The organism is Pseudomonas sp. IPO3774, from assembly GCF_013386835.1.
In the GTDB taxonomy this organism is placed as follows: domain Bacteria; phylum Pseudomonadota; class Gammaproteobacteria; order Pseudomonadales; family Pseudomonadaceae; genus Aquipseudomonas.
In genome coordinates, this window is the sequence record NZ_JACAQY010000063.1 from 1 (window position 1) to 18,123 (window position 18,123).

The 18,123-nt window shown below is 61.6% G+C and carries 10 protein-coding genes; 9 read left to right on the forward strand and 1 reads right to left on the reverse strand.

Annotated features, from left to right (window positions below):
- Window positions 1-171: 171 nt before the first annotated feature.
- The 6 genes from recC to HYE77_RS28625 all read left to right on the forward strand — a co-directional run bounded on the left by recC (window position 172) and on the right by HYE77_RS28625 (window position 11,835).
- Complete coding sequence (recC, locus tag HYE77_RS28600; RefSeq protein WP_177070125.1) at window positions 172-3,621, forward strand: exodeoxyribonuclease V subunit gamma; 3,450 nt, start codon at window positions 172-174, stop codon at window positions 3,619-3,621.
- The gene (gene recB, locus HYE77_RS28605) at window positions 3,618-7,295 is read left to right on the forward strand and encodes an exodeoxyribonuclease V subunit beta (protein ID WP_177029441.1); all 3,678 of its coding nucleotides are present in this window, start codon (window positions 3,618-3,620) and stop codon (window positions 7,293-7,295) included. The genes recC and recB overlap by 4 nt, the downstream gene beginning before the upstream one ends.
- Window positions 7,292-9,343, forward strand: a complete 2,052-nt coding sequence (gene recD / locus HYE77_RS28610; RefSeq protein ID WP_177070127.1) for an exodeoxyribonuclease V subunit alpha — start codon at window positions 7,292-7,294, stop codon at window positions 9,341-9,343. The genes recB and recD overlap by 4 nt, the downstream gene beginning before the upstream one ends.
- Window positions 9,344-9,504: 161 nt before the next feature.
- Complete coding sequence (locus tag HYE77_RS28615) at window positions 9,505-10,074, forward strand: YfiR family protein (protein WP_032898591.1); 570 nt, start codon at window positions 9,505-9,507, stop codon at window positions 10,072-10,074.
- Entirely contained in the window at window positions 10,071-11,339 is a 1,269-nt protein-coding gene (locus HYE77_RS28620) for a diguanylate cyclase domain-containing protein (protein ID WP_003214191.1), read from the forward strand. Before HYE77_RS28615 ends, HYE77_RS28620 begins: the two co-directional genes overlap by 4 nt.
- A 4-nt stretch (window positions 11,340-11,343) precedes the next feature.
- Window positions 11,344-11,835 (forward strand): OmpA family protein, encoded by a 492-nt coding sequence (locus HYE77_RS28625; RefSeq protein ID WP_003214188.1) that lies wholly within the window; start codon window positions 11,344-11,346, stop codon window positions 11,833-11,835.
- A gap of 135 nt (window positions 11,836-11,970) precedes the next feature.
- Here the strand turns inward: HYE77_RS28625 and HYE77_RS28630 are convergent, their stop codons facing one another.
- A complete protein-coding gene (locus HYE77_RS28630) occupies window positions 11,971-12,918 on the reverse strand; it encodes a LysR family transcriptional regulator (RefSeq protein ID WP_087694895.1) in 948 nt (315 codons plus the stop codon).
- Between the two features lie 131 nt (window positions 12,919-13,049).
- Between HYE77_RS28630 and HYE77_RS28635 the strand changes: the two genes are divergently transcribed.
- The 3 genes from HYE77_RS28635 to HYE77_RS28645 all read left to right on the forward strand — a co-directional run.
- The gene (locus HYE77_RS28635; protein WP_008430611.1) at window positions 13,050-14,567 is read left to right on the forward strand and encodes a CoA-acylating methylmalonate-semialdehyde dehydrogenase; all 1,518 of its coding nucleotides are present in this window, start codon (window positions 13,050-13,052) and stop codon (window positions 14,565-14,567) included.
- A 14-nt stretch (window positions 14,568-14,581) separates the two neighbouring features.
- Window positions 14,582-15,469 carry a 3-hydroxyisobutyrate dehydrogenase gene (gene mmsB / locus HYE77_RS28640; RefSeq protein ID WP_003214181.1) on the forward strand — a complete coding sequence of 296 codons (888 nt, stop codon included), beginning with the start codon at window positions 14,582-14,584 and terminating at the stop codon, window positions 15,467-15,469.
- A gap of 869 nt (window positions 15,470-16,338) precedes the next feature.
- Window positions 16,339-18,123 (forward strand): Ig-like domain-containing protein (locus HYE77_RS28645; protein WP_177070137.1); only part of this gene is annotated, 1,785 nt, incomplete at its 3' end.

Consider the following 18,123-nt stretch of genomic DNA (forward strand, 5'->3'; position numbering starts at 1 on the left):
TCATCGTCAAGATTAAATTCCGAAACCCCTGATTGCTTATGCAGTCAGGGGTTTTGTTTTGCGCGGTCGGAAAGTATGGCGAGCGTCTCCAAGTGTTCCTCACTTGCAGCCTACGATTGTCTTCAATGCTAAAGTCCATCCCTCGATTTTGCTTTTCCCAAGGAAGCCGTTATGCCGGATGCGACGTCCCTCAGTGCTGGATTCATGGTGGTTCACGGCAACCGCCTGGATGAACTGCGCAGCCTGGTTGTCAGCTGGATGCGCCGTTACCCGCTGGCTCCCCTGGAAAACGAAATCGCCCTGGTACAAAGCAACGGTATTGCCCAGTGGCTGAAACTGGCGCTGGCTGAAGACCCTGAAGACGACGACATGGGCGGTTGCGGCATCGCTGCCGCTATTGATGTGCAGCTTCCCGGCAGCTTTATGTGGCAGCTCTATCGCATGGTCCTGGGCAAAGACGAGATCCCGCCCAAATCCCTGCTGGATAAAGCCCCACTGACCTGGCGCCTCATGCGCCTGCTCCCCGAGCTGATCGATCAGCCCCATTTCGAACCCCTGCAACGCTTCCTGACCCACGATACGGATCTGCGCAAACGCTACCAACTCGCGGAACGCCTCGCCGACCTGTTCGACCAATACCAGGTCTACCGTGCCGACTGGCTGGAAGATTGGGCTGCCGGTCGCCATCAACTGCGCAATGGCCGTGGCGAATCCAAACCTTTGAGTCCGGCCAACTGCTGGCAAGCCGAGCTATGGCGCGCCCTGCTGTTGGACGTAGGAGAGGAGGGCATGGCTCAAAGTCGCGCCGGAGTTCACCAACGCTTTATCGAGCGCATCAATAGCCTGGAGCAGGCACCGATAGGCCTGCCCTCCCGCGTGATCGTGTTCGGCATTTCCTCCTTGCCAGCCCAAGCGCTGGAAGCCCTTGCCGGCCTCGCCCGTTTCAGCCAGGTGCTGCTGTGTGTGCACAACCCTTGTCGCCATCACTGGTCCGACATCGTCGCCGACAAAGACCTGCTCCGAAACGAATACAAGCGCCAGGCACGCAAGGCCGGAATGCCGGTCACCATCGACCCGCAAACCCTGCATCAGCACGCCCACCCGCTGCTCGCTGCCTGGGGTAAGCAAGGTCGCGACTACATCAACCTGTTGGACAGCTACGACGACCCCAACAGTTACCGCTCGGCATTCCGTGACGGTCGTATCGACCTGTTCAGCGAGAGCGAGCCCACCACCGTGCTCAACCAACTCCAGGACGACATCCTCGAACTGCGCCCCCTCAACGAAACCCGTGAACTCTGGCCAAGCGTCGACCTGGCGCGCGACACTTCCATTCGCTTCCACATCGCCCACAGTGCCCAACGCGAAGTTGAAGTTCTTCACGACCAGTTACTGCAGCGCTTCAGCGCCGACCCCACGCTGCGCCCACGGGACATCATCGTCATGGTCCCCGACGTCGACAGCTACGCGCCGCATATTCGCGCCGTATTCGGCCAGCTTGAAAGAAGCGACCTACGCTTCATTCCGTTCACGCTTACGGACCAGGGCCAGCGTGGCCGCGATCCGTTACTGATCGCCGTCGAGCACCTGCTCAAGCTCCCGGACAGCCGCTTTCCGGTCAGCGAAATCCTCGACCTGCTCGACGTCCCGGCCCTGCGGGAACGCTTCGCCATCAAGGAACGCGACCTGCCGACCCTGCACCGCTGGATCGAAGGCGCCGGTATCCGTTGGGGCCTCAACGCCGAACAACGCGCCGGCCTCGGCTTACCCCAGGAGCTGGAGCAAAACAGCTGGCGGTTCGGCCTGCGTCGCATGCTCCTGGGCTACGCCGTCGGTACGGGCTCTGCCTGCGATGGCATCGAGCCGTACGATGAAATCGGCGGCCTCGATGCTGCCTTGATAGGACCGCTGGTCGCACTGCTCGATGCGCTGCACGACGCCCACCAGGCACTTTCGCAACCTGCCGCGCCGACAGAGTGGGGCGAGCGCCTGCAAAACCTGATGCAGTTGTTCTTCCTCCCGAGCAACGAGCACGACGACTACCTGTTGGGTCAACTCGAGCAATTGAGAGAAACCTGGCTGGAGACCTGCGAGTCCGTCGGCCTGCATGACGAATTACCCCTGACCGTAGTCCGCGAGGCCTGGCTGGCAGGCCTCGACCAAGGGCGGCTGTCCCAGCGCTTCCTCGCGGGAGCTGTCAATTTTTGTACCTTGATGCCCATGCGCGCGATCCCGTTCAAGCTGGTTTGCCTACTCGGCATGAACGATGGCGACTACCCACGCGCGCAACCGCCGCTGGACTTCGACCTGATGGGCAGCGACTACCGCCCAGGCGATCGGTCACGCCGCGAAGACGACCGCTACCTGTTGCTCGAAGCCCTGCTCTCCGCCCGCGACCAGCTCTACATCAGTTGGGTCGGCCGCAGTATCCGCGACAACAGTGACCGCCCGGCATCGGTCCTGATCGGGCAGTTGCGCGACCACATTGCCAGCGGCTGGCACACCACCAGTGGCGAACCACTCCTGGAAGCCACCACCCAGGAACACCCGCTCCAGCCCTTCAGCGCCCGCTACTTCCATGAAGGTGACAAGCTGTTCAGCTACGCCCGCGAATGGCAGTTGCTCCACGCAACCCCGGACAGCGTGCCCGATACCGGCAGCCTCGCACCCTACACCCAGGAAGAACCGCTGAGCCTCGGCCAACTGCAAGACTTCCTGCGCAACCCGGTCAAACACTTTTTCAGCCAGCGCCTGAAAGTGTTTTTCGACGCCGCCGAAGTCCCGCTGGAAGATGAAGAACCCTTCGTCCTCGATGCACTGCAGCGCTATAACCTGAGCGACAGTTTGCTCACGGCGGCACTCACCCGCCCCGACAACCTTGACGAAGCCCTCAACGCCCAGGCCCTGCGTCTGCAAGGCAGTGGCTTGTTGCCGATGGTTGGTTTCGGCGAATGCCTGCGCAAAGAACTGATCGAGCCTCTGCCCGACCTGTTGCAGCGTTACCAGCAACTCCTGGCACTCTGGCCCACTGCGCACACCAGCGCCGAACCGATCAGTTTTGAGCATCAAGGCATCCAGCTGGAAGGTTGGATCAGTGGCCTGCATCAACGCAGTGATGGCGGCTTTCTAAGCGTCACCGCCATCCCCAACAGCATCGGCTCGATCAAGACCCGTAAGTGGCATCGCCTGATTCGCCCATGGGTCAACCACCTGGTGGCCTGTGCCTGCGGTCTTCCGTTAAGTACCGGCCTGGTCGCCAGCGACGACACACTGCTATTGGCCCCACTTGAGCAAGCCACAGCCCGGGAGCTCCTCGGCAACCTGCTGCTCGCCTGGAAAACCGGCATGAGCGAACCACTGCCGGTCGCCGTTAAAACCGCATTCGCCTGGCTCGGTCAAACCGACCCGGCCAAAGCGCAAGCCGCCGCCAGCAAAGCCTACGAAGGCGACGGCCAAACCAGCGACGGCGAGCGCCGTGAAAGCCCTGCGCTCATCCGACAGTTCCCCGACTACGCCGCCTTGATGGCCAGCGAAGAGTTCGAAGGCTGGTGCGAAACCCTCTATCGACCGTTGATCAACGCTCCCTGGCGATCACTCACCAGCGCGGAGGCCAGCGCATGAGCGGTACAAAACCCCTGGCCCTGGCCTTCCCGCTCAAGGGTAGCCAACTGATCGAAGCCAGTGCCGGCACAGGCAAGACATTTACCATCTCGGCGCTCTACCTGCGTCTGGTACTCGGCCACGGAGGTGACGAATCGGGTTTCGGCCGCGAGTTGCTGCCGCCGCAAATTCTCGTCGTGACCTTCACTGATGCCGCCACCAAAGAGCTGCGTGAACGCATCCGAATCCGCCTGGCAGAAGCCGCGCGTTTTTTCCGCGAAGAAATCGAAGAACCCGACGCGTTGATCGCCGAACTGCGCGACCAATACAGCCCCGAACAATGGCCCGGCTGTGCCAATCGCCTGGACATCGCCGCCCAGTGGATGGATGAAGCCGCCGTCTCGACCATTCACAGCTGGTGCCAGCGTATGCTGCGCGAGCACGCCTTCGACAGCGGCAGCCTGTTCACCCAGACCCTGGAGACCGACCACAGCGACCTGCTCGGCGAAGTGCTGCGCGACTACTGGCGGCTGTTCTGCTACCCGATGCACGACGATGCGCTGAACTGGGTGCGCAACAATTGGGGCGGCCCGGCGGCCCTGATGCCACGGGTACGCGCGCTGTTCGGCAGCGAGCGGCCCACGGATGAAACGCGCGACCCCGCCGAGCTGATCAACGAATGCCTGCAAGAGCGCCGCCAAGCACTCGTCGCGCTCAAGGCACCCTGGCAACAATGGGCAGAAGAATTGCGCAACATTTGCCTGCAGGCCGTCGCCGCCAAAGCCGTCGATGGTCGCAAGATGCAAGCCCGTTACTTCGAACCCTGGTTCGAAAAAATCAGCGCCTGGGCAGCTGACGAGTCTCTCGAACAACTGGACATCGGCACCGGTTTCACCCGCCTGACCCCCGACGGCATGGCCGAAGCCTGGAAAGGCGAACCACCACGCCATCCGGGTATCGACGCCATGGCCAGTCTCAAGGCCAGCCTCGACGCCCTGCCAACGCCCGATGCTGCTGTGCTGCAACACGCCGCCGGCTGGGTGGGAAAACGCTTCGAAGAAGAAAAGCGCCGGCGCGCCGAAATGGGCTTCGACGACATGCTGATCCGCCTCAACGCCGCCCTGCAAGCCGACGGCGGCGAGCGTTTGGCCAGCGTGATCCGCGAGCAATTCCCGGTCGCCCTGATCGACGAATTCCAGGACACCGACCCGGTGCAATACAGCATCTTCGACAGCATCTACCGCATCGAAGAAAACCACCTCGACAGCGGCCTGTTCCTGATCGGCGACCCAAAGCAGGCGATCTACGCCTTCCGTGGCGCCGACATCTACACCTACCTGCGCGCGCGCCAGTCCACCACCGGCCGCCATCACACCCTGGGCACCAACTTCCGTTCGAGCCACGCCATGGTCGAGGCGGTAAACCACGTATTCCAGCGCGCAGAAAAAGGCCGTGGAGCGTTCCTGTTCCGTGAACCAGACGGTACGAATCCGGTGCCGTTCCAGTCGGTATTGTCCCAAGGCCGTAAGGAACAACTGCAGGTCAACGGTCAGACGTTGCCTGCGCTGAATCTCTGGCATCTACCCACCGACCAGCCGATCTCCGGCGTGCTCTACCGCCAACAGTTGGCCGCGTCCTGTGCCAGTCAAATCGTCGCGTTACTCAATGGCGGCCAGCAGGGAACTGCCGGATTCCTCGGCAAAGACGCTAGCTTCAAAGGCGTGCTGCCGTCAGACATCGCCATCCTCGTGCGTGACGGCAAGGAAGCCCAGGCCGTGCGCGGTGAACTGGCTGCCCGTGGCGTGCGCAGCGTTTACCTCTCCGATAAGGATTCCGTGTTCGCCGCCCAGGAAGCCCACGACCTGCTGGCCTGGCTCAAGGCCTGTGCCGAGCCGGACGTCGAGCGCCCACTGCGCGCCGCCCTGGCTTGCGTCACCTTGAATCTGTCGCTGCCCGAACTGGAGCGTCTGAACCAGGACGAACTGGCGTGGGAACAACGCGTAATGCAGTTCCGCGATTACCGTACGATCTGGCGCACCCAAGGCGTGCTGCCGATGCTGCGGCGCCTGTTGCACGACTTCAAATTGCCGCAAACCCTGATCACGCGCAGCGATGGCGAGCGGGTATTGACCAACCTGTTGCACCTCTCGGAATTGCTGCAACAGGCGGCCGCAGAGCTGGACGGTGAACAAGCGCTGATTCGCCATCTGGCCGAACATCTCGCGCTTTCCGGCCAGGCCGGTGAAGAGCAGATCCTGCGCCTGGAAAGTGATGAACAACTGGTCAAAGTGGTAACGATCCACAAATCCAAGGGGCTGGAATACGACCTGGTTTTCCTGCCGTTCATTTGCTCGGCAAAACCGGTGGATGGCAGCCGTCTGCCGTTGCATTACCACGACGCAAACGGCAAATCCCAGGTCAGCCTCAGGCCCACCGCCGAGTTGATCGCCCAAGCCGACGATGAACGGCTGGCCGAAGACTTGCGTCTGTTTTACGTGGCGCTGACCCGCGCCAAACACGCCTGCTGGCTGGGCATCGCCGACCTCAAGCGTGGCAATAACAACAGCTCGGTGCTGCACCTGTCGGCCCTGGGCTACTTGCTCGGCGGCGGCGCTTCACTTGGCGAGTCCGGCGGCCTGGCCCGCTGGTTGCTTGACCTGCAGGAAGGTTGCCCGGCACTGCATTACGCAGAAATGCCCGAGGCCGATGCGGTCGTATTCCACCCGCCGCGTAACGAAGCCACCTTGCTCGCGCCGCTGCTGCCCAAGCGCAAGGCGGCAGAAAACTGGTGGATCGCTTCCTACAGTGCGCTGCGTATCGGCGAGAGCATGAGTGCGGCGAGCCTCGAAGCGCCGGAAAGCCCACAAGCGCAGAAGCTGTTCGATGACGAACGCCTCGACCCGGATGCCCCACGCGAAGTGCCGGCTTCCGGTGGCGATATTCACCGTTTCCCACGCGGGCCGAATCCCGGCACCTTTCTCCATGGCCTGCTGGAATGGGCGGGCGGCGAAGGCTTCAATGTTACCCCGGAGGCCATCGAAGATGCGGTCGCCCGCCGCTGCAACCGACGCGGCTGGGAAGGCTGGATCGGCACACTCGGCGGTTGGCTCGGGCATCTGTTGCAAGCCCGGTTGCCGCTGGGCAACGGGCAGGTGGCCCTTAGCGAGTTGCGGCAGTACCAGATCGAAATGGAGTTCTGGTTTGCCAGCCACAAGGTCGACGTCCTCGCACTCGACAAACTGGTGTGCCAGCACACTCACAATGGCGTATCCCGCGTGGCCGCCGAACCGGTGCTGCTCAACGGCATGTTCAAGGGTTTTATCGACCTGACCTTTGAGCACGAAGGCCGCTACTACGTGGCCGACTACAAATCCAATTGGCTTGGTCCCGATGATTCGGCCTACACACAGCAGGCCATGGAACTGTCGATCCTCGACCATCGTTACGACCTGCAATACGTACTTTACCTGCTGGCCCTGCATCGCCAGCTGAAGGCGCGGCTGCCGGATTACGACTACGACCGTCACGTCGGCGGCGCGTTGTACCTGTTCCTGCGGGGCACCCATTCCGCGAGCCAGGGCGCGTATTTCACCCGACCACCCCGGGAATTGATCGAAAGCCTGGACCTGCTGTTCCAGGGCAAACCGCTGCCACCCAAGGCCGAGCCCGCCTGGGAACAAGGAGAGCTGCTATGAGCCTGTCGCCGTTACCGCTTGAGGAGCTGACGCCCCTCAGCCGCGCCGCCGACCTGGTGCAACTGCTCGATCTCTGGGTGCAGCGCGGCTGGTTGCGCGCGCTGGACAAGGCCTTTGTCGGCTTCCTCCACGAACTCGATCCGCAGGCTGATCCTTTAGTCCTGCTGGCCGCGGCCCTGACCAGCCACCAACTGGGCCATGGCCATGTATGCCTGGACCTGTTCGAAACCCTCAAGGCCCCGGATTTCGCTCTGTCGCTGCCACCCGAAGGCGATGTGCAAACCGGCGTCATGCTACTGCCATCACAGTTGCTCGACGGCCTGGACGGCGCCCATTGGTGCCATGCCCTGGCCGCCAGCCGTCTGGTGGCACTGGCCGTCGACGGCAGCGAGGAGGCGCAAAGCCGGCCACTGGTGCTGTCGGGCAAACGCCTGTACTTGCGCCGCTACTGGACCTACGAACGGCGTATCGACAGCGCTTTGCGCCTGCGACTCGCCACCCGGGAAAGCGTTGCCGCCGATCTGCCCGAACGCCTGAATCGCCTGTTCGACCAGGCCCCGCCAGACGGTGTTGTCGACTGGCAAAAACTCGCCTGCGCCTTGGCCACCCGCGGTGCATTCAGCATCGTCACCGGCGGGCCGGGTACCGGCAAGACCACCACGGTGGTGCGTTTGCTTGCGCTGTTGCAGGCCCCCGCCGTGGAAGCGGGCAGCGCGTTGCGCATCCGTCTGGCGGCGCCCACCGGCAAGGCGGCCGCGCGCTTGACCGAGTCCATCAGCCAGCAAGTGCTGTCGCTGAAAGTGCCTGAGGCGGTGAAGGACAAAATCCCGACCCAGGTCACCACCGTTCACCGTTTGCTCGGCAGCCGTCCCGGCACCCGACACTTCCGGCATCACATCGGCAATCCGTTGCCCCTGGATGTGCTGGTGGTAGACGAAGCCTCGATGATCGACCTGGAAATGATGGCTAACCTGCTGGACGCCTTGCCACCCCATGCTCGCCTGGTGCTGCTGGGTGACAAGGACCAGTTGGCCTCGGTTGAAGCCGGGGCGGTGCTGGGGGATTTGTGCCGCGACGCCGAAGCCGGTTTCTACAGCCCGCAAACCCGCCAGTGGCTGCAACAGGTCAGCGGCGAAGACCTCGGCGCCAGCGGCCTGCAGGAAGACCTCGACGGTAGCCACCCCTTGGCGCAACAAGTGGTGATGCTGCGTTACTCGCGGCGTTTCGGCGAAGGCAGCGGCATTGGCCAGCTGGCCCGCTGGGTCAACCAGCAAAACCCTGAGCAGGCCCGCAAACTGCTGGCTGCCCGCAGCCATGCCGACCTGTTTTGCGTCAGCCTCAAGGGCGAGCAGGACCATGCCCTGGAGCGCCTGGTGCTGGACGGCCATGGCGACGGTGCCCACGGTTATCGCCATTACCTGAAACTGCTGCAGACCGCGCGTCCGTCCCTGGAGACGCCACGGGATGACGAGGCCTGGACGCTCTGGGCGCAAAAGCTGCTGAAAGCCTTCGACGCTTTCCAGCTGCTCTGCGCCGTACGCAAGGGCCCATGGGGCGTGGAGGGCCTGAACCTGCGCATTACCGCCGCGCTGCTCAAGGCTCGGCTGATCGACAGCGACCAGCAATGGTACGAAGGGCGCCCGGTGTTGATGACTCGCAACGATTACGGCCTGGGCCTGATGAACGGCGATATCGGTATCGCCCTCAAGCTGCCCGAAAGCGACGGCGGGCCGCAGGTTCTGCGCGTCGCGTTCCCGCGCAACGATGGCCAGGGCGGCGTACGGTTTGTGTTGCCCAGCCGGCTCAACGACGTCGAAACCGTCTACGCGATGACGGTGCACAAATCTCAGGGCTCTGAATTCACCCACACCGCACTGATTTTGCCGGACGCCTTGAACCCGGTGCTTACCAAAGAGCTGATCTACACCGGCATCACCCGCGCCAAGGACTGGTTCAGCCTGATCGAACCCCGGGGTGGCGTATTCGAAGAGGCGGTGAGCCGCAAGGTGAAACGCTTGAGTGGGCTGATGCTGGAACTGGGCACTTGATCGTCAAAGAAGCTGACCAATGAGTCATCTAAATTTTCTGATCCAAATGTGTGATTTTTCTTAATAAAATGTCGGAATCCTCCTGGGTGTCGCCTCGGGGGTTTTCCGCCGTTGTGCTATCGTTGCGGCATCATCCCGAGAAGATCAAAGAGAATCGCTGCATGAACGTGGCTGTCTCGCCCACAGAGCGAAGTTTGAGCTGGAGACGAATGCTGCTGTTGGCGCTTCTGTGCGTGTTCACGCCCCTCGTTTTTGCCCAGCCGCCTGCCGGCATGGCCGATCAGCGGGCCAAGGCCGTCACCCAAGTGGTCCTGGGAATTCTCAGTTACGCCCGCTGGCCGGTAGAGCCCGCGCAATTGCGTTTGTGCATCGTCGGGCCAACCCAATACACCGATGACCTGGTCAAAGGCACCACCCAGGCTACCGGCCGTCCGGTAGTGGTGCAGCGTTTGCTGGCCGACCATCCAGACATCGCCAATGCCTGCGATGCCGTGTACATCGGCCAATTGACCAGCGACGAGCGCAGCCGCCTGTTCGCGGCATTGATCGGCCATCCGGTGCTCAGCATCAGCGAAGGCGGCGACCAATGCACCGTGGGCAGCCTGTTCTGCCTGCGGGTAGCCGACGAGCAGGTGTCGTTCGAGGTCAACCTGGATTCCGTTGCCCGTAGCGGTGTGCGCATTCATCCGAGTGTGCTGCAACTGTCCCGACGTCGAGCGCCGGGGTCATGAGTGTCGATAAGGCGCCAGTGCGTCCTACCTTGCGTTCAGTGATCGGGCGCGGGCACCTGAGCCTGGCGCTGATGGCGGTCAGCATGGCCAGTATCTCCCTGACCCTGCTCGGCGTGCTCGCGCTGCGGGTGTATGCCGACCACAATCTGCACCTGATCGCCCGCTCCATCAACTACACCGTGGAAGCGGCCGTGGTGTTCAACGACAGCGCGGCGGCCACCGAGGCGTTGGGCGTGATCGCCTCGGAGGAAGAAGTGGCCGAGGCGGAAGTCTTCAACGTCGACGGCAAGCAACTGGCCCACTGGGAGCGCCCTGAAACCGGGATGCTGTCGATGATTGAGCTGCAGTTGGCGCATGCCCTGCTCGAACAGCCCATCACCCAGCCGATCCTGCACCAGGGCCAGGTTATCGGCAGCGTGCACCTGACCGGCCACGGCGGCAGCCTGTTGCGCTTCCTGCTCAGCGGCCTGGCCGGGATTCTGGTGTGCACCGCCCTCAGCGCCTGGGTTGCACTGTACCTGGCGCGGCGTTTGTTACGCGGCATCACCGGGCCGTTGCACAGCCTGGCCTCGGTGGCCCACGCCGCCCGAAGCGAGCGGGCCTTTGACCGACGCGTACCGCCGGCGAAAATCGCCGAACTCGACAGCCTGGGCAATGACTTCAATGCCCTGCTCGACGAACTGGAGGCCTGGCAGACCCACCTGCAAAGCGAAAACGAAACCCTCGCCCACCAGGCCAGCCACGACAGCCTGACCGGGCTGCCCAACCGTGCGTTCTTCGAAGGTCGGCTGATCCGCGCCCTGCGCAGCGCCGCCAAGCTCAACGAGAAAGTAGCGGTCTTGTTCCTCGACAGCGACCGCTTTAAAGACATCAACGACAACTTTGGCCACGCCGCCGGCGATGCGGTATTGGTGGCAGTGGCTACGCGCATTCGTGCGCAACTGCGTGAAGACGACCTGGTGGCACGCCTGGGCGGCGATGAATTCGCCATCTTGCTGTCGCCTCTGCACCGACTTGAGGACGCCCAGCGCATTGCCGAAAAAATCATCGCCAGCATGGACGCGCCCATTGCGCTGCCCGGCGACGCCCACGTATTGACCTCACTCAGTATCGGCATCGCCGTCTACCCCGATCATGGCGCCACCCCCGGTAACCTGCTCAACGCCGCCGATGCGGCGATGTACCAGGCCAAACGGCTTTCCCAGGGTGGCCAGCAAACGGCGGAATCGGAGTCCCCCGCCGCCGACGTTCAACACAGGAGTTGATCCCTTGTTCTCGACCGCACGCTTTTTATTCATCACCTTGCTCGTGGCTCTGCTCGCCCTGAGCGGCTGCCAGACCCCGCCGCCAAAAGGCCTGACACCGGCGCAAATCGCCGTGCTCAAACAGCAGGGTTTTGAACTGACTGACGAAGGCTGGGCCTTCGGCCTCTCGGGCAAGGTGCTGTTTGGCAGCGACGTCGAAAGTCTGAATGCCCCCAGCACCGAGATCGTCCAGCGCATCGGCAAGGCGCTGCTGGGCGTGGGCATTGAGCGCGTGCGGGTCGACGGCCACACCGACGCCTCGGGCAAGGAAACCTACAACCAGCAACTGTCCCTGCGCCGAGCCAAAAGCGTCGCGCACGTGTTGGCAGGCGTTGGGATGAAAGAAGAAAACGTACAACTGCGCGGGCTGGGCAGCAGCGAGCCGGTGGCGTCCAACGCGACAGCGGCCGGGCGCACCGAGAATCGCCGGGTGTCGATTGTGGTGATTGCGGACTAGTCTGGCTTTCGGGCAGTTCGAGTTGGAATGCAATCAATGTGGGAGCCGGGCTTGCCCGCGATGGCGGTGGATCAGTTGATGTATTGGGTGACTGACACACTGCTATCGCGGGCAAGCCCGGCTCCCACATTTTATTTAATCGGCAAACACCATCTCCCGCGTTTCCCCCATCAACAACGGCTGATTCTGCTCGGTCACCTCACGGATGTAATCCCACAGCAGGGTGATCCGTTTCAACTTCCTCAAGTCCTCGCGGCAGTACATCCAGAACTGCCGCGTAATGTTTATCTCCTTCGAAAGCACCGGCAGCAATCGCGGGTCCTGTGCCGCCAAAAAACACGGCAGGATTGCCAGCGAACGCCCTTGCTGCGCCGCCACGTACTGCGCAATCACGCTGGTGCTGCGCAAACTGGCGCTGGCGCCGGGCACTACATTGGCCAGGTACAGCAGCTCTGAACTGAACGCTAAATCATCCACGTAGCTGATAAACGGATGCTCGGCCAGGTCCGCTGCCCGGCGGATGGGCGGGTGCTGGTCCAGGTATTCCTGCGTCGCGTACAGCTGCAGCTTGTAGTCGCACAGCTTGCAGCACACGTACGGCCCATGCTCCGGCCGTTCCAGGGCGATGACGATATCCGCCTCGCGCTTGGACAGGCTGATGAAGTGGGGCAGGGGCAGGATGTCCACCGAGATCGCCGGGTAGGTGTCGACGAAGTGGCTCAGTTGCGGGGTAACGAAGAAGCTGCCGAACCCTTCGGTGCAGCCCATACGCACATGGCCGGACAGCGCCACGCCGGAGCCGGAGACCTGTTCGCAGGCCATGTGCAACGTGCTTTCGATGGACTCGGCGTAACCCAGCAGGCGCTGGCCTTCGGTGGTCAATACGAAGCCGTTGGTCCGGGACTTTTCAAACAGAAGAGTGCCCAACGATCCTTCAAGGGAACTGATACGCCGCGACACCGTGGTGTAGTCCACCGCCAGGCGCTTGGCAGCGACGCTGGCCTTGCGGGTACGCGCGACTTCGAGGAAAAACTTCAGGTCATCCCAGTTCAGGGAGCCCAGTGACGTGATGTTTTTTTGCATATTGGACCGGCTTTTATGTGCGTTCTTATTAGAAGTTTGCACATCTATACTCCAAAAACAGTCCGAACGCCTCATCCTCAAGGCGATTCAACGCCTTGGTTCTCTGCATACCTACAAGAATTGGAGACCACATGAACGCATCTGCCGATATTTCCGTAAAACAGGTCAAGCTGCTGATCAACGGTGAGTGGGTCGAATCCAGGACCACCGAATGGCAAGACATCGTCAACCCCGCTACCCAGCAAGTGCTGGCCCGCGTACCGTTTTCCACCCCTGAAGAAGTCAACGCTGCCATCGACGCCGCCCATCGCGCCTTCCAGACCTGGAAGCTGACGCCGATCGGTGCGCGCATGCGCATCATGCTCAAGCTGCAAGCCTTGATCCGCGAGCACTCCAAGCGCATCGCCGTGGTCCTGAGTGCCGAGCAGGGCAAGACCATTGCCGACGCTGAAGGCGACATTTTCCGTGGCCTGGAAGTGGTCGAGCACGCGTGCTCCATCGGCACCCTGCAGATGGGCGAATTCGCTGAAAACGTCGCCGGCGGTGTGGATACCTACACCCTGCGCCAGCCGATCGGCGTGTGCGCCGGCATCACCCCGTTCAACTTCCCGGCAATGATTCCGCTGTGGATGTTCCCGATGGCCATTGCCTGCGGTAACACGTTCGTACTCAAGCCATCGGAACAGGACCCGCTGTCGACCTTGCTGCTGGTTGAACTGGCGCTGGAAGCCGGGGTGCCAGCCGGCGTGCTGAACGTCGTTCACGGCGGCAAGGACGTGGTGGATGCGCTGTGCACCCACAAAGATATCAAGGCCGTATCCTTCGTCGGTTCGACCGCCGTGGGGACTCACGTCTACGACCTCGCCGGTAAACATGGCAAGCGCGTGCAATCGATGATGGGTGCCAAGAACCACGCCGTGGTGCTGCCGGATGCCAATCGCGAACAAACCCTGAACGCCCTGGTCGGCGCCGGTTTCGGTGCGGCCGGTCAGCGTTGCATGGCGACTTCCGTGGTGGTGCTGGTAGGCGCGGCCAAGCAATGGCTGCCGGACCTCAAGGCCCTGGCGCAAAAGCTCAAGGTGAACGCCGGCAGCGAAGCCGGTACCGATGTGGGTCCGGTAATCTCCAAGCGCGCCAAGGCACGCATTCTCGACCTGATCGAAAGCGGCGTAAAAGAAGGTGCCAAGCTGGAGCTGGATGGCCGCGGCATCAAGGTGCCGGGTTTCGAAGACGGTAACTTCGTCGGCCCAACTCTGTTCTCCGGCGTGACCACCGACATGCAGATCTACACCCAGGAAATCTTCGGCCCGGTGCTGGTGGTGCTGGAAGTCGACACCCTCGACCAAGCCATCGCCCTGGTCAACGCCAACCCGTTCGGCAACGGCACCGGCCTGTTCACCCAGAGCGGCGCGGCGGCGCGTAAATTCCAGAGCGAAATCGATGTGGGCCAGGTCGGCATCAACATCCCGATCCCCGTGCCGGTTCCGTTCTTCAGCTTCACCGGTTCCCGTGGTTCGAAACTCGGCGACCTGGGCCCGTACGGCAAGCAAGTGGTGCAGTTCTACACCCAGACCAAAACCGTCACCAGCCGCTGGTTCGACGACGACAGCGTCAACGATGGCGTCAACACCACCATCAACCTGCGCTGATCGAGGAGACGACCATGAAGATTGCATTTATCGGCCTGGGCAACATGGGCGCGCCGATGGCGCGCAACCTGATCAAGGCTGGCCATGCGCTGAACCTGTTCGACCTGAACCAGACCGTGCTCAAGGAACTGGCGGAACTGGGCGGCACCATCAGCGCTTCACCGCGCGCGGCAGCCGAAGGCGCCGAGTTGGTGGTGACCATGCTCCCGGCTGCGGCCCATGTGCGCAGTGTGTGGCTCGGTGAAGACGGCGTGCTCGCCGGCATCGGCAAAGGCGTGCCGGCGGTGGATTGCAGCACCATCGACCCGCAGACCGCCCGCGATGTAGCGGCGGCGGCAGCGAAACAAGGCGTGGTGATGGCGGATGCTCCAGTGTCCGGCGGCACCGGCGGTGCCCAGGCCGGGACGTTGACCTTCATGGTCGGCGCCACCCCGGAACTGTTCGCCACCCTGCAACCGGTGCTGGCGCAGATGGGCCGCAACATCGTCCATTGCGGCGAAGTCGGCACCGGGCAAATCGCCAAGATCTGCAACAACCTGCTGCTGGGTATCACCATGGTCGGCGTCAGCGAAGCCATGGCCCTGGGCGATGCGCTGGGCATCGACACCCAAGTGTTGGCGGGAATCATCAACAGCTCCACCGGGCGCTGCTGGAGTTCGGACACCTACAACCCATGGCCCGGGATTATCGAGACGGCGCCGTCGTCCCGGGGTTATACCGGTGGGTTTGGTGCAGAACTGATGCTCAAGGATCTGGGACTGGCCACTGAAGCGGCCCGCCAGGCACACCAGCCGGTGATCCTCGGCGCAGTGGCGCAGCAGTTGTATCAATCGATGAGCCAACGTGGGGAAGGGGGCAAGGACTTCTCGGCGATCATCAACAGCTATCGAAAACCAAAGTAGGGCGATTGTCCTTCTTCACTGTGGGCCCCTGATTTTTTACTGCGTAGACCTTCCAGCACCAGCTCACTACTGGTGCTTTTTTTTGGCCTGAATAAACCCCTTCGCGACGTTTGTGGGAGGGCGGTATTACTTGTCGACTAATGCCTAGGGATAAGGTTTTTTTGCATTGTTATAGTTGTGAAATAAACTTTTACAAGTTTCAGGTGTGACGCTGAAATATCATGTTTTTGATCATGGGTTATTCATTCGGTGAGTGTCCATGCGGCACTCTATTATCATGCCGTTATAATTGATTTCTCGGTTATGTGTGTTCGGTTTGTCGTGGCTTCCCTCATTAAACACCCATGTTTATTGCGTGTTTACATTTCTCTTTGATGTTGACTATTGCCTCGCTAGTATCGGTTTTGCGAGCGTTGTCATGGTTGCTGCGTCTCGATAACTTCCGCCGAAGCGTTGTACTTTCAAAGTTGTGCAGGTGTGTCAGAGATGGCTAGCGAATGGATGCGTACATCGGGTTTCCCAGGGCTATCGGCCTCATCGAACGAGGCCGCCCTGGAACTTGAAAAAGCCCGCATCCTGGCCCGCCACCTCTCCCGGTTGCTCGACCTCTGGGCTGCGATGCAGTCCAGCCCAAGGCCCGGGCAGGCTTATTCTGACGCCAAGGATGTGCCACCTCATTCGGTGTCAGCGTGTTGCAAGCGCACGCGTGTGGGTCTGCAATGTCGTGAAGAAACCGGCGTCGGTTGATCGCTGTAAATCCTGACCAGTCCTATATAAACGCAAAAAAAGTTTCGTGCTCGGCGGTAACTACCGTCGTGGGCATTCGCTCGCGCTGAAATACGTGTGTCCATATAAAAAACGGGTGAGAGATGAAAAACATAACTATTGTCGACAAGGCAACGGGGACGGCGACAGAGCATGCCTTTGGCAACGCCAGCCTCAAGGGAACCAGCATTGTAAAACTGCCGTTCGGACAAGAAAGCGTTCAATCGTTTCAACAGTCCGGCCAAAACCTGGTGGTCACTCTAAAGTCTGGAGAAACCATCACCATTCAGAACTTTTTTGTGGTGGGAGCCGACGGCTCCGCTAACCAACTGGTACTGGAAAATGCCGACGGAACATTGTTGCTCGGCAACTATTCCACGCCGTATTCGGGTTTCAACTTCACCGAAATCTCGACCCTGGACGACCTGGGTGTGGCAGCCATTGCCGCTGACAGTGCGGTGCCGGACTGGGTGCTGTGGGGCTTGGGCATCCTCGCCGTCGGCGGTACCGCCGCGGCATTGAGCGGTGGTGGCGGTGGTGGTGGCCATCATCATCAAACGCCAGTTCCTGCACCCGGTGCTGCGACCGGTTTATCGGTCAACAGCGCGGGCACGGTGGTCAGCGGTAAAGGTCAGCCTGGCACCACAGTCACGGTCAAGGATGCCGCCGGTAACGTACTGGGCACAGGCACTGTGGGTACCGACGGCAACTTCCAGGTCAACCTGAACAAGCCGCAAACCAATGGCGAAACCCTGCAAGTCGTCCTCAAGGATGCAGCGGGTCAGGAATCGCAACCTGCGTCTGTGGTAGCGGGTGATACAACCGCCCCCGCCGCACCGAACGGTTTGGCCGTCAGTGCAGACGGTACAACCGTCAGCGGTAAGGGCGAGCCTAATTCGACCGTGATCATCAAGGATGCCAATGGCGAGGTCCTCGGCACCGGCACCGTGGATGCTGAAGGCAACTTCCAGGTCACCCTGGGAACTGCGCAAACCAATGGCGAAACCCTGCAAGTCACCCTCAAGGATGCTGCCGGCAATGAATCGTCCGCCAGCCCCGTGGTGGCTGGCGACAGCACCGCCCCGGATGCGCCGACCAACCTGGTGATCAGTGCCGATGGCGCAACTGTCAGCGGTAAAGGTGAACCGAACGCTGCCGTGAGCATCAAGGATGCCAGCGGCAACGTGATCGGTACGGGCACCGTCGGCGCGGATGGCAATTTCCAGGTTTCGCTCGACACACCCGCGTCCGAAGGCGAAAGCCTGGCGATCACGCTCAAAGACGCTGCCGGCAATGAGTCGGCTCCGGGTGCGCTGGTTGTCGCCGATATTGAGACACCGCTTGCGCCGCGCAACCTGGCAATCAGTGACGTGGGTGACACGCTCAGCGGTGAAGGCGCCGCGGCCCACAAAGTCATCGTCCTCAACGATGCTGGTGAAGTGGTCGGCAGCGGAACAGTGGCAGATGACGGCACATTCCTGGTGCAACTGAACTCGCTGCACATCAATGGCGAGCGGCTACGCGTGTTCCTGCGCAACTTCTCGGGCAAGGAATCCCTGCCAGGCATCGTCATCGCGGGGGACACCATCGCCCCGGATGCCCCAACCAACCTGGTGGTCGGCGAAGATGGCAGCACCGTCACCGGCAAGGGCGAACCGCGCGCGACCGTTACCGTGAAAGACGCCGATGGCAACGTGATCGGCACTGGCACGGTCGGCGACGACGGTAATTTTCAAGTCACCCTGGATCCGCTTCAGGTTAACGGCGAAACACTGGCTGTCACATTGACCGATGCAGCAGGCAACGAGTCTGTTCCGGCTTCTGTGATCGCTGTTGATATTGATGATACGGACGCTGATGCGGATGCTGACGCGGATGCCGATGCCGAT

What these genes read in the sequence shown, in the direction of transcription:
- recC (WP_177070125.1), top strand. Translation starts at nt 172, where the DNA reads ATGCCGGATGCGACGTCCCTCAGTGCTGGATTCATGGTGGTTCACGGC.
- recB (WP_177029441.1), top strand. Translation starts at nt 3,618, where the DNA reads ATGAGCGGTACAAAACCCCTGGCCCTGGCCTTCCCGCTCAAGGGTAGC.
- recD (WP_177070127.1), top strand. Translation starts at nt 7,292, where the DNA reads ATGAGCCTGTCGCCGTTACCGCTTGAGGAGCTGACGCCCCTCAGCCGC.
- HYE77_RS28615 (WP_032898591.1), top strand. Translation starts at nt 9,505, where the DNA reads ATGAACGTGGCTGTCTCGCCCACAGAGCGAAGTTTGAGCTGGAGACGA.
- HYE77_RS28620 (WP_003214191.1), top strand. Translation starts at nt 10,071, where the DNA reads ATGAGTGTCGATAAGGCGCCAGTGCGTCCTACCTTGCGTTCAGTGATC.
- HYE77_RS28630 (WP_087694895.1), bottom strand. Translation starts at nt 12,918, where the DNA reads ATGCAAAAAAACATCACGTCACTGGGCTCCCTGAACTGGGATGACCTG.
- HYE77_RS28635 (WP_008430611.1), top strand. Translation starts at nt 13,050, where the DNA reads ATGAACGCATCTGCCGATATTTCCGTAAAACAGGTCAAGCTGCTGATC.
- mmsB (WP_003214181.1), top strand. Translation starts at nt 14,582, where the DNA reads ATGAAGATTGCATTTATCGGCCTGGGCAACATGGGCGCGCCGATGGCG.